Genomic DNA, 12,656 nt, shown 5'->3' with positions numbered 1-12,656 from the left:
CCAACGAATATGCAGATAGTATAACAATCACTTCCTGCTGAATTGATTCAGGTCAGGCCAAATGGTGGTAATTTATACACAAAATGCTGGCCTGGCACACTTTTTACAACGAATTAAACATCTTGCCTTCCCTGGGTACGACGGAACAGGGATCCTGGTGAATAATCACATCCGATCCCGGGAAACGCCGCAAAATTGCCTGCTCAACCTGTTCAGCCACTAAATGCGCCTGAACGAGCGGCAGATTATCTTCCATTTCCAAATGAATCTGAATAAAGCGGGTCGGCCCTGACTGCCGCGTGCGAAGATCGTGAGCGCCGCTGACTCCCGGCCATGACGTCACAATATCAATAATTTCCTGACGTTCCCCATCGGGTAAAGCGCGATCCAGTAAGGATTGCACCGCCTCATACCCCATACGTAATGCGCTATATAAAATATAGATGCCAATTCCGAGGGCAAACAAGGCATCCGCACGATGCCAGCCATACCAGGCAAGGCCAAGCGCAACGAGGATCGCTCCGTTCATCATAACATCAGACTGATAATGAAGCATATCTGCCCGGACAGCCTGACTTTGCGTACGTTTCACAACCCAGCGCTGAAACGTGACCAGTATGATAGTACAAATTAACGCAATGACGGTGACGATCACCCCTACGCCCGGATCTTTCATCGGCGTCGGCTGGACCAGATGCTGAATACCGGTCAAAAACAAAAACAGCGCCGAGCCTGAAATAAACATACTTTGTGCCAGCGCCGCCAGCGATTCTGCCTTCCCATGTCCGAAAGTGTGCTCATCATCAGCCGGTTGCAATGAATAACGCACCACCAAAAGATTGGTCAACGACGCGGCGATATCTACCAGAGAATCCACCAGTGCAGCCAGAATACTCACCGATCCGGTGTACCACCACGCAAAAATTTTGATCAAAAGTAACAGCGATGCCATCACTGTCGCGGCGATTGCCGCCCGGCTCACCAGCCGCCCATAGGTTTGATTCATAAACACTCCTGCCAGGATATGCCGCTAGTATAACGGATGAAGTAAAACAGTCAGGCAATAACAGAGCGTCAAATTTTGGGCAAAAAAAACCCCCACATCATGTGGGGGAAGACAGGGATGGTGTCTATGGCAAGGAAAACAGGGTTACTACTGGGAACGTGAGTTGCTACTACTCAATAAATTCAACGATGAGCTTTTTTGCCATTGCGCCATGTCGCGCAGTTGCTCCATTCGTTGTTCATGTTTCTCATTTAAAACCGCTTGCTGCTCGGGCGTTAACAGGCGATACATCTGGTTGCGAACCTTGGCTATTTCAACCTGGCGGGCAACCTGCTCTTGTGCCATTTTTTCTGCCTGAGCGCGCACAGCGCTTTCATCAAATTTCTCTGCGGTGACAAGGCGATGCATTGTCTCCATTTCGCTAACATTAACAGGAGGCTGCTCATGTCTTGCCTGCTGCATTAAATCTCGCATCTGTTGGCGTTGATGTTCGGTTAAACTGATACCGTCGAACATGTGGCTCTGCGCATTACGTTGCGAGCCGCTTTCTCCCAGGTGCCAGTGATCGCCTGTGACGACTTCAGCTGCATGGCTTAAAGTGCTGAGTGCCAGCGTTGAGGCCATGACGGCAGCGGTAACTTTGCCCATCACTTGCTCCCAAAATCTTTTCTGTCGCGATTCAACGAGAGACAGTTTACGATTCGGGCTGCAAACATGCGTCAGGGGGTGTAAAACAACGTAAAGTCATAGATTAGCGCCGCCTGATGACGTAATTTCTGCCTCGGAGGTACGTAAACAATGAATAAAATCCTGTTAGTTGATGATGACCGAGAGCTGACATCCCTGTTAAAGGAGTTGCTCGAAATGGAAGGTTTCGATGTGCTGGTTGCCCATGACGGGGAGCAGGCACTTGAGCTTCTGGATGACAGCATCGATTTACTTTTGCTCGATGTCATGATGCCGAAGAAAAACGGCATTGATACGTTGAAAGCGCTTCGCCAGACACACCAGACACCTGTAATCATGCTGACCGCACGCGGCAGCGAATTGGATCGCGTACTCGGCCTTGAGCTGGGCGCGGACGACTATTTACCGAAACCGTTTAACGACCGTGAACTGGTCGCGCGCATCCGCGCTATTCTGCGCCGCTCACACTGGAGCGAACAGCAGCAGAACAGCGACAACGGTTCGCCGACGCTGGAAGTGGATGCGTTAAGCCTCAACCCAGGTCGCCAGGAAGCCAGCTTCGATGGACAAACCCTGGAGTTAACTGGCACCGAATTCACCCTGCTCTATTTGCTGGCACAGCATCTCGGTCAGGTGGTTTCTCGTGAACATTTAAGCCAGGAAGTGCTGGGCAAACGTCTGACACCGTTCGACCGTGCTATCGATATGCATATCTCTAACCTGCGTCGTAAGCTGCCAGAGCGTAAAGACGGACACCCGTGGTTTAAAACCCTGCGCGGTCGCGGCTACCTGATGGTCTCCGCTTCATGATAGGGAGCTTAACCGCACGCATCTTTGCCATCTTCTGGTTGACGCTGGCACTGGTGTTGATGTTGGTACTGATGTTACCCAAGCTCGACTCACGCCAGATGACCGAGCTACTGGACAGCGAACAGCGCCAGGGGTTGATGATCGAGCAACACGTTGAAGCTGAACTCGCGAACGATCCACCCAATGATTTGATGTGGTGGCGTCGCCTGTTCCGTGCAATAGACAAGTGGGCACCGCCGGGACAACGTTTATTGCTTGTTACGACGGAAGGACGCGTGATCGGTGCAGAACGCAACGAAATGCAGATCATTCGTAACTTTATTGGTCAGGCGGATAACGCCGACCACCCACAAAAGAAAAAGTACGGTCGCGTTGAGATGGTCGGGCCTTTCTCTGTCAGAGATGGCGAAGATAACTACCAACTGTATCTCATTCGACCTGCCAGCAGTTCACAATCAGACTTTATCAACCTGCTGTTTGACCGACCGCTGTTACTGCTGATCGTCACCATGCTGGTCAGTTCCCCGTTGTTGCTCTGGCTTGCCTGGAGCCTGGCGAAACCGGCACGTAAGCTGAAAAATGCGGCGGATGAAGTGGCACAGGGTAACCTGCGTCAGCATCCGGAACTGGAAGCAGGCCCGCAGGAGTTTCTTGCAGCAGGCGCCAGTTTTAACCAGATGGTGACCGCTCTGGAACGGATGATGACCAGCCAACAACGGCTGTTGTCGGACATCTCCCACGAGTTGAGAACGCCGCTGACGCGCCTGCAACTGGGTACCGCTCTGCTACGCCGTCGTAGCGGTGAGAGCAAAGAGCTGGAACGTATTGAAACGGAAGCACACCGACTGGACAGCATGATCAACGATTTACTGGTCATGTCGCGTAATCAACAGAAAAACGCGCTGGTCAGTGAAACCGTGAAAGCAAACCAGTTGTGGGGCGAAGTGCTGGATAACGCCGCCTTTGAAGCTGAGCAGATGGGTAAATCGTTAACGGTAAACTTCCCGCCAGGGCCGTGGCCGCTGTACGGTAACCCGAATGCGCTGGAAAGTGCGCTGGAGAACATTGTTCGCAACGCCCTGCGTTACTCGCACACCAAGATTGAAGTTGGCTTCGCGGTGGATAAAGACGGGATTACCATCACCGTAGACGATGATGGCCCGGGGGTGAGTCCCGAAGACAGAGAACAGATTTTCCGTCCGTTCTATCGTACCGATGAAGCGCGTGACCGCGAATCCGGCGGTACCGGTCTGGGTCTGGCGATTGTCGAAACCGCTATTCAGCAGCACCGTGGTTGGGTGAAGGCCGAAGACAGCCCGTTGGGTGGTCTGCGTCTGGTTCTCTGGCTGCCGCTGTATAAACGCTCGTAATTAAATCTGTTGTGCCGGGCGGCGACTTCGCCTTACCCGGTCTACGTTTCTGCTGGGGGGAATTATTTCCCCCACAATCTCCGCGAATTGTCTTCGATTTTGCCGCTTAAACGACGTTTCTGCATCGTTCTGGTCCAGCTTTTTGATAATCCCGCAGCCGACAGCAAACGGTGGTACTGCTCATCATCGAACGGCGTATGCCAGGCAATAGCAATTGCCTCCTGTACGCTGACGTCACTGACACGTGAAGTCAGAATCAAGGGGGCATCCGCCGACACCATCCCTGGCGCGATAACGCTGTACAGCCAGCCGGTTTTGCCTGCGTTTTGCATCTGGCTGGCCATATCACTGATGCCAAAATGGTAGTTAAGCTTAAAACACGGCGAGCGCGGCTGCGTGACCTGAATCAGTGCCTCTCCCCAATGGAAGATATCACCGATATAAACATTCTCTTCCGTCATTCCTTCAGTTGAGAGGTTCTCACCAAAGGCGGGGGCAATAAATAACTCTGACTGTTCGGGGAATTCTTGTCTCCAGTGCAGATAGTGTTCACGCGGATAGTGGCACAGCGCGCGGTCCGGTCCACCGTGAATTTTCGTTTCCGCCTGCTCATCGCCTGCCAGACCCAGTTCAGTCAATATCAGCTCGCCATCGACCTGAACTTTCGCAATCGCACTGGGACGGCTTCCTATGTAGTCCCGAATCTTGCCTGTAAAAACATCAACCGGATATCGCATCTGTTCCCTCTCCCGATAAATTTCCCCCATTACACCATATTTATTTTACCCCAGTCGCTCAAAATGAGAGCACGGTTCACATGAAAATTAGGTACACATGCTATCAATGTAAACTGGTTTTGAAACATCATTTCAATTAAGGAGTCAACAACGTGACTGGTCAATCGCAATTTGCTGGCGTCTGGTGTCCGTCCATTACGCCGATGGACAATGATGGCAAGATCGATCTCAACGGTCTGAGTCAGCATCTCAAACGCCTTACCGAGGCAAAGATCGACGTTATTTTACTGATGGGCAGCATTGGGGAATTTGCCTCCTTTACGCTGGAAGAGAGACTGTTGCTGATCCGTGAGGCCCGGGCCATGAGCTCGCTGAAGATGGTCGCAAATGTCTCATCCACATGCCAAAATGATGTTCTGCTGATGGCGCAAGAAGCGTTTCACTCAGGATATGATGCCGTCATGATCCTGCCACCTTACTACTACGGACAAACATCGAAACAGTTGCTGAGCTACTTCCGCCAGCTAGGACAGAAGCTCAGTGGAAAATGGTTTGCCTATAACTTCCCGGCACGTACCGGCTGTGATTTAACGCCTGAACTGGTTGCCACACTCGCCGCTGAGTTCCCGAACTTCGCCGGTATTAAAGACACCGTGGACTGCCAGTCGCATACCCGCAGCATGATTCAGACAACCCGCGCCGTGCGGGAAGATTTTGCTGTGCTCTCCGGCTACGACGAATACTACATTCCTAACCTGCTGGCAGGTGGCGCAGGGATTATCTCAGGGTTGAACAACGTCATGCCGGAACTGTTTGTCAGCGCGCGCGAGGCATTTAAGCAGGGCGACCTGGCGGCGCTACGCGACATTCAGGATAAGATTGGCACGTATATGTCCATCTACGCGATTGGCGAGGATTTTGTCACCACCATTAAAACTGTAGTGTCACGTAAGTATGGTTATTGCTCAGGGGTTTCACGTAATGCAGGTGGGGAACTGAACGAGAGTGAGTGTCGGACAATTGACGAGGTCTTTGTCCTTTAGTTTTGCACCTGATGCCCGGTAGCGCGAACGCTTACCGGGCCTACATTGGCTGGATAAGCGCAGCGCTATCCGGTAAAAAATATTTACTTCACCGTGCCGCGAATATCAATTTCCGCCGCTCTGGCTTTAGCTCTTTTCGACCAGATAGAAGTGATAATCGGCACAAGAATTGATGTCACAATCACCGAGGTTGCCACCAGAGAAGTCGCTGCCGGAGCCATTGGTTTAAACGCTGGAACCATTTCGGCAATCAGCACCGGCGTGGCAACTGCCGCACCTGCAGAGCTGGAAGCCGCAATCCCCGCCGTACCATCCCCGCCGCCAATCAGTTTATCGGCGATAATCAATGGGATACCGGTGACGATAATCACCGCTACGCCCAGCAGTATACCCAGCACGCCGGTCTGAGCAATCACGCTCAAATCAATGGTGTTACCCAATGCGAAGGCAAAGAAAGGTATCAGCGTTTGCACCGCTTTACTGAAGAACTCGCGAAGCTCAGGGTCCAGATTTCCCAGTGCAAAACCAATCAGGAACGGCAACACCGCACCGACAAACACATGCGGTTCAAACGAAGCAATCCCCGCAGTTCCCAGAATGACCATGGTCATGAGCGGGCCGGACTCCAGTGACATCAGGACAAACGCCCCAGCCTCTTCCTTGGTGCCGTATTGCTGCATGATCGAGGCATACAGCCCGCCGTTGGTCATATCCATTGCAGCCACCAGCGCCAGCGTGGACAACCCGGCAAAGAACCCCACCTCCACTCCATGTTCTGGAAGAATGCGCGAAGCGATCGCCGCCACTACCCATGCCACCAGAATCTTGGTTATTACTAACGTGCCAGATTTACGCAGTACGGTTCCGGTGGCGCTTAGCTTAATCGACGCCCCCATGCAAAAGAACCAGACAGCCAGAATCGGCACTGTGCCAGTGATCATACCGTTGGTGAATGAGCCGAAGTATTTTCCGGCGCCGGGTGAAAAGGTGTGACATAACGCGCCCAGAAATAGCGGCACCAGCATCATACCGCCTGGGATTTTCTCTATCGTACGTTTGATATGCATTTCCATCACCTGTAGACATAAAAATGGGGCATTTTTATGGGCGATTGCATCTTGCTTATGAGATGCGCCCGTCTTGATGGAAAGAAGATAGACACTCAGAGGACAGATAAAAGTGATCCTAATCGCACAATAAAACATTGTTTCAATTTAAATGGATCAATGTTCCCATATTGATTTTGATCACAAAAAAGCCCCCACAAGCATGACTTGTAAGGGCTGTATCAGGTCATCAGATCCTGGCCTGATAATCGTAACGCTATCAGGTTTCAGGCATCATCAAACTTATTTTTTCGCCGCAAAACGCGCTGCTGCTTCGTCCCAGTTCACCACGTTCCAGAACTCTTTGATGTAGTCCGGGCGACGGTTCTGGAATTTCAGGTAGTAAGCGTGTTCCCATACGTCCAGACCCACGATCGGGAAGCCAGAAGCACCAGAGATAGCTTCGCCCATCAGCGGGGAATCCTGGTTAGCAGTGGAAACAACAGCCAGCTTGTCACCTTTCAGAACCAGCCACGCCCAGCCAGAACCGAAACGGGTTGCTGCCGCTTTTTCAAATTCAGCTTTAAAGTTATCAACAGAGCCAAAGTCGCGCTCAATAGCGGCTTTCAGATCGCCCTGCAGCGTGGTACCGGTTTTCAGCCCTTTCCAGAACAGGCTGTGGTTAGCGTGACCGCCAGCGTTGTTACGCAGTACGGTTTTCTTATCCGCAGGCAGTTGATCCAGTTTGGTGATCAGCTCTTCAGCAGACAGGTTGGCGAATTCAGGCAGGCTTTCCAGCGCAGCGTTAGCGTTGTTTACATAGGCCTGGTGGTGTTTGGTATGGTGAATTTCCATCGTCTGCTTATCAAAGTGCGGTTCAAGGGCATCATAAGCGTACGGCAGGGATGGCAGTGTATAACTCATAATCATCTCCAGTATTGTCGGGCGGCCAGTGTTAACGCCGCGTAAGCAGTTGAGTCATTATAGTTAATTAAATGATATTGAAAATGATTATCAATGCCGTACTTTTTACATGGCTATTATGAGATGAAAATGTGAGCATTAGCGGAATAATCAGGAGAATTTTGCCAACACGCAGAGAAAACAGGCAACGACATAAAGGACACGGGAGACAAAGCAAGAGATAGTCTCTGGATTATCTCACGAGGAAATATTGCTATGTCTGTCAACATCGCCCTTTTCGGTATCGGCCTCGACACATACTGGCCCCAGTTTACTGGCCTGGAGTCACGACTTCAGGGCTATCTGCAAACAATTGACGAGCGTCTGACGGCGCAACAAGCCACCGTAATTAACGGCGGCCTGATCGATAACGTCGACAAAGCCGACGCCCTTATCAGGCGGTTGCAGCAGCAGCCTGTCGATGCTGTCTGCCTGTACATCAGCACCTATGCCCTCAGCGCAACGGTACTGCCTTTGGTGCAAAGCATCAACAAGCCGGTCATTATTCTGGCCTTACAGCCAGAGCCTGGCCTGCCCTATTCGACGATCCGTCAAATCCCGGATCGGGGCGGGCGTACCGGAGAATGGCTGGCGCACTGCCAGGCCTGTAGCGCGCCCGAACTGGCAAACGTGTTTAACCGCGCGAATATCCGCTTTCAACTGATTGTGGGTGCATTACAGGGCGATGAGTACGTCTGGCAACAAACTGCGCAGTGGCTACAGGCCCTGAACGTACGCCAGATGCTGTCAAACTGTCAGGTCGGCGTACTCGGACACTATTATGACGGTATGGTGGACGTTTACAGCAATATGACGAATTTATCCGCCAGATTGGGCGTACGTTTTAAGCCGCTGGAAATGTGTGAGCTGGCGGAATATCGCGAGCAGGTCAGCGAGACGGACCTCTGCGCTAAACGGCAAGAGACGAACCGCGTGCTACAGGTGGAAGCAGCCTGTGAACCCGCTGAACTTGACCGCGCGCTCACCACGGCCTGCGCCATGGATAAACTTATTGCCCGGAATACCCTTGGCGCACTGGCCTATTACTACGAAGGTCGAAGCGGTAATGCTTACGAAAATATCATCACCTCAATCATCCTCGGTAACACGCTGCTCACCCACCGCGGTATTCCCGTGGCAGGAGAATATGAAATCAAAAACGTGCTGGCAATGAAAATCCAGCAGCTCCTGGGGGCCGGAGGTTCGTTCTCTGAACCCTATGGAATTGAATTTAATGACAATGTTGTACTGTGGGGGCATGACGGCCCGGCACATCCGCTGATGGCGGACGGCCCGGTTAACCTGGTACCGCTGCCGGTTTATCATGGTAAACCCGGTAAAGGTGTATCTATCCAGATGACCGTAAAACCCGGCCCGGTAACCTTTCTTTCAGTTGTTGAAGATGCCGAAAACGGCGTGCGTTTGCAGTATGCCGAAGGTAAAGCTGTGGCGGGTGAAGTACTGGATATCGGCAACACCAACAGCCGCTATCGTTTCCCTTTATCGGCTCGCGAATTCACAACGCAGTGGTGCCTGGGCGGTCCAGCCCACCATTGCAGCATTGGCCTTGGTCATCATGGCGACGTGCTGGATAAACTCGCCTGGCTGCTGGGCATTCAGGCAGTAAAAATCTGCTAACCCGCGACATTTCCGCCCTTCTCAAAAAAGAGGGGCGGAAGATCAATTTGTGATCAACATCCCTATCATCCCCTGAATTTTGCCAGCATTGCCAATCCTGCGGCAGCATGCTGAAGGTTAATTCATTGCTCACTCTTTAGACTTTCGATCATCAAAACGGGAGATTTTTATCCAGCCAGATCGATAATTTAAAAGGAAACAGAATGGGTAACGCAATTACGATGGGGATATTCTGGCATCTTATTGGTGCCGCAAGTGCCGCTTGTTTCTACGCCCCTTTTAAAAAGGTACAACACTGGACCTGGGAAACCATGTGGTCCATAGGCGGTTTTGTTTCATGGCTAATCCTTCCCTGGCTCGTCAGTTCGATCCTGCTACCGGACTTCTGGGCCTATTACCGTTCTTTCAGCGCTTCCACACTGCTGCCGATATTTTTATTTGGCGCGATGTGGGGGATCGGTAACATTAACTATGGTCTGACCATGCGCTACCTCGGCATGTCGATGGGAATCGGGATCGCCATCGGCATTACGCTGATTGTCGGCACCTTAATGACGCCTATCATTGCCGGTAAATTTGATGTGCTCGTCGGCACACCCGGTGGCCGTATGACCCTGTTCGGTGTGCTGGTCGCCCTGATCGGCGTCGCGATTGTCACCCGCGCCGGGCAGCTAAAAGAGCGCAAGATGGGCATCAAAGCGGAAGAGTTCAACCTGAAAAAAGGTCTGATACTGGCGGTGATGTGCGGCTTTTTCTCCGCCGGGATGTCCTTTGCAATGGATGCGGCAAAACCGATGCACGAAGCCGCTGCCGCACTCGGGATCGATCCGCTGTATGTTGCCCTGCCAAGCTACGTGGTGATCATGGGCGGCGGTGCGGTAATCAACCTCGGCTACTGCTTCATTCGTCTGGCAAAAATGAAAAACTTGTCGATAAAAGCCGACTTCTCGTTAGCAAAACCGCTGATTATCAGCAATATCCTGTTTTCGGCGCTCGCCGGGCTGATGTGGTATCTCCAGTTCTTCTTTTACGCCTGGGGCCATGCCAAAATTCCGGCGCAGTATGACTACATGAGCTGGATGCTGCACATGAGTTTCTACGTCCTGTGCGGCGGTATTGTAGGCCTGATTATGAAAGAGTGGAGCAATGCGGGCCGACATCCGGTCAGCGTGCTCAGCCTCGGCTGCGTGGTGATTATCGTCGCGGCCAATATTGTCGGTATGGGAATGGCAAGCTAATCGTTTTGATTACCGAGATGACGCCACTGGCTGGGCGTCATCCCGGTTTCCCGTGTGAACACCACCGAAAAATAGTTACTGTCCTCAAAGCCACAGCGCATAGAAATTTCACTGATCATCAACCGACTATGCTGAAGCAGATACTGAGCATGGCAAATTCGCACTTGCCGGAGGTACTGGTTGATAGTCATTCCTGTCTGGTTACGAAACTGCTGGCGCAAAACACGTTCGCTGCACTGCTCACGGTCGCAAAATTTGTCCAGTTCAAAGGCGTGTTCATGGCTCCCGGCCAGAGCGGTGATCAGTTTATCCAGCAGCGTTTCACTTGATGTCGCCGGAAGCGTGTCCGTGGCATAACGATGCCGTTTCAGGATCATCACCAGTTGTCCAAATAACAGCTCTGCCAGGTCAAAAGCCTGCGGGTCGCGTTGATGGCTCTCATGCTCAAGCTGGCTAATGACCTGCCGGGCTTGAGTCATCCCGGCGCTGCCCAGTCGCCAGTGCGGCTGTCCCGCCGAGTCATTAAATCCTGGGATCGCGCTTTCCCAGCCCAGATTCAACGTCAGCCGTTCCGGGCAGTAGATAATATTCTGCAAAACGAGGTCGTTAACTGAGGTGTAGGAATGTTTATCTTCAGCACGAATATAAAACAGATCGCCACGGGTGATGCGGTACGGGCGATCGTTGAGAACATGCAGGCCATTGCCTCGCCAGACCATAACCAGTTCGCAAAACTCATGGGTGTGCTCAGCAAAGACGTTTTGCGGATAGCGATCGGCAACGGCGACCGCCTGCCGGGCATTGGCAAAAAAGTCTGACTTTAGAAGAATTAACCGCTCAGTCACCGTACCACCTCGATGCTTTGTTGCCTGATGGCGATACGCTTATCAGGCCGACACTGCGCCCTTGTAAGCCGGATAAGACGAAACTGTCATCCGGCGTTAAGGAACGTGATTATCTGAGAACTGGCGGCAAAAAACGTTGATAGCATTCGCGTTACTGGAGGCTGCTTCCCGCAGTGCGGTCACGTCCCTGGCGAATATCGCGTGGCGACCAGTCGAACTCCCGGCGAAACAGCGTCGAAAAGTGGTTACTGTCGCCAAAACCACAGCGATAAGCGATGTCCGTAACACTATCATCGCTGTGGCGTAATAAATGCCGGGCCTTAATGAGCCGCAGACGATTAAGATAGCGCTGTGGCGTCAATCCGGTTTGCTGTTTAAGCTGGCGGTGCATAGTGCGTAAAGAGAGCGAAAACTTTTCGGCTACCGCTTCCCAGCACACCTCATCGGCAAAGTGATCTTCCAGCCACGCCATCAGCTGATTAAGCCGCGCATCATTATCTGTAGCCACTTCCATCAGGCTACTTTTGCGTAACAACACCAGCAGTTGCATAAACAGGATCTCGCGATTTGCCGCCGACGGCGTGTCCATCTCATCACCGAGTTTTTCCATCTGCCCCACCAGCAAACGAACCTGTTGCAACACGCCCTGATTTACCCGCCAGTGGGACGGATACTGACCGTTCAGTTCCTGGGGCAAAAGCTGGTTCAGTCCGGCCAGAAACTGAAACGCATCCGGGGAACGATACAGAATATTTGTCAGACACAGGTTGTCAGTATGTTCATATAAGTGTCTGTCATGATCGCGGACAAAACAGACTGTTCCGCCGCTGATGGTGTAGGGCTGTCCGTTGAACACATGGATACCTGTCCCATGCTCAACCACCACAATTTCATGAAAATCATGGTGATGTTCAGGGAATGCTGACTGAGGAAGCCGCGGTTCAATCGTGAGGGTTGCTTTACCTGTCGGAAAAAAATCCACGCAATGCAGTACGGTCATGATGACATCCTTCCCGATCAAATGAACATGGCTGAATAGTAATTAAGGGTTACCACCCTCACCTTAAATTTTTGACGCCAAAGCGCGTAAACAGAGTTAATTCTTCAAGAAATAGTGGGAAAAAACGGGAATTGCGGAAGGGGTCACACCAGGCAAAATCACCTCCATTACCAGGAATTGTGAACACCATCACGTTCACCTTTGCCAGGCTGCCAGCCGCTTATTGAGGCTGTCACTAACAAGAAGGTACACCTTTCCGGGAGTTCTTAGACT

The 12,656-nt window shown here is 51.8% G+C and carries 12 protein-coding genes; 5 read left to right on the top strand and 7 right to left on the bottom strand.

Going from position 1 to position 12,656, the window contains the following annotated elements; translation table 11 throughout:
• Window positions 1-103 precede the first annotated feature (103 nt).
• Both fieF and cpxP read right to left on the bottom strand, forming a co-directional pair.
• Complete coding sequence (gene fieF / locus SK36_RS22565) at window positions 104-1,006, bottom strand: CDF family cation-efflux transporter FieF (protein WP_045449286.1); 903 nt, start codon at window positions 1,004-1,006, stop codon at window positions 104-106.
• A gap of 147 nt (window positions 1,007-1,153) precedes the next feature.
• Window positions 1,154-1,654: a cell-envelope stress modulator CpxP gene (gene cpxP, locus SK36_RS22560; RefSeq protein ID WP_045449284.1), complete on the bottom strand. Its 501-nt coding sequence runs from the start codon at window positions 1,652-1,654 to the stop codon at window positions 1,154-1,156.
• Between the two features lie 150 nt (window positions 1,655-1,804).
• Between cpxP and cpxR the strand changes: the two genes are divergently transcribed.
• The gene (gene cpxR / locus SK36_RS22555; RefSeq protein WP_005121756.1) at window positions 1,805-2,503 is read left to right on the top strand and encodes an envelope stress response regulator transcription factor CpxR; all 699 of its coding nucleotides are present in this window, start codon (window positions 1,805-1,807) and stop codon (window positions 2,501-2,503) included.
• On the top strand, window positions 2,500-3,873 hold the full coding sequence (cpxA, locus tag SK36_RS22550) for an envelope stress sensor histidine kinase CpxA (protein WP_045449282.1): 1,374 nt from the start codon (window positions 2,500-2,502) through the stop codon (window positions 3,871-3,873). The genes cpxR and cpxA overlap by 4 nt, the downstream gene beginning before the upstream one ends.
• Before the next feature lie 62 nt (window positions 3,874-3,935).
• Here cpxA and yiiM read toward each other — a convergent pair whose 3' ends face one another.
• Complete coding sequence (gene yiiM / locus SK36_RS22545) at window positions 3,936-4,610, bottom strand: 6-hydroxyaminopurine reductase (RefSeq protein ID WP_048223377.1); 675 nt, start codon at window positions 4,608-4,610, stop codon at window positions 3,936-3,938.
• A gap of 152 nt (window positions 4,611-4,762) precedes the next feature.
• Here yiiM and SK36_RS22540 point away from each other — a divergent pair, with 152 nt between their 5' ends.
• On the top strand, window positions 4,763-5,653 hold the full coding sequence (locus SK36_RS22540) for a dihydrodipicolinate synthase family protein (protein ID WP_045449278.1): 891 nt from the start codon (window positions 4,763-4,765) through the stop codon (window positions 5,651-5,653).
• Between the two features lie 83 nt (window positions 5,654-5,736).
• On the opposite strand, the gene kdgT is transcribed toward SK36_RS22540, so the two are convergent.
• Window positions 5,737-6,720, bottom strand: a complete 984-nt coding sequence (kdgT, locus tag SK36_RS22535) for a 2-keto-3-deoxygluconate transporter (RefSeq protein WP_045449276.1) — start codon at window positions 6,718-6,720, stop codon at window positions 5,737-5,739.
• A gap of 282 nt (window positions 6,721-7,002) precedes the next feature.
• Window positions 7,003-7,623, bottom strand: coding sequence for a superoxide dismutase [Mn] (sodA, locus tag SK36_RS22530; protein WP_045449275.1), 621 nt, complete (start codon window positions 7,621-7,623; stop codon window positions 7,003-7,005).
• Between the two features lie 255 nt (window positions 7,624-7,878).
• Here sodA and SK36_RS22525 point away from each other — a divergent pair, with 255 nt between their 5' ends.
• Together SK36_RS22525 and rhaT are read left to right on the top strand one after the other, a co-directional pair.
• Entirely contained in the window at window positions 7,879-9,300 is a 1,422-nt protein-coding gene (locus SK36_RS22525) for an L-fucose/L-arabinose isomerase family protein (protein WP_048223374.1), read from the top strand.
• A gap of 203 nt (window positions 9,301-9,503) precedes the next feature.
• A complete protein-coding gene (gene rhaT / locus SK36_RS22520) occupies window positions 9,504-10,538 on the top strand; it encodes an L-rhamnose/proton symporter RhaT (RefSeq protein ID WP_045449272.1) in 1,035 nt (344 codons plus the stop codon).
• On the opposite strand, the gene rhaR is transcribed toward rhaT, so the two are convergent.
• Both rhaR and rhaS read right to left on the bottom strand, forming a co-directional pair.
• Window positions 10,535-11,383 carry an HTH-type transcriptional activator RhaR gene (gene rhaR / locus SK36_RS22515; protein ID WP_045449271.1) on the bottom strand — a complete coding sequence of 283 codons (849 nt, stop codon included), beginning with the start codon at window positions 11,381-11,383 and terminating at the stop codon, window positions 10,535-10,537. The genes rhaT and rhaR overlap by 4 nt on opposite strands.
• A gap of 151 nt (window positions 11,384-11,534) precedes the next feature.
• Window positions 11,535-12,383 carry an HTH-type transcriptional activator RhaS gene (rhaS, locus tag SK36_RS22510; protein WP_045449270.1) on the bottom strand — a complete coding sequence of 283 codons (849 nt, stop codon included), beginning with the start codon at window positions 12,381-12,383 and terminating at the stop codon, window positions 11,535-11,537.
• Between the last annotated feature and the right edge of the window lie 273 nt (window positions 12,384-12,656).

It is taken from the genome of Citrobacter sp. MGH106 (genome assembly GCF_001037495.1).
Classification (GTDB): domain Bacteria; phylum Pseudomonadota; class Gammaproteobacteria; order Enterobacterales; family Enterobacteriaceae; genus Citrobacter; species Citrobacter murliniae.
Note: the sequence above shows the minus strand (reverse complement) of the source record. Positions and strands in the feature narration are given on the sequence as shown.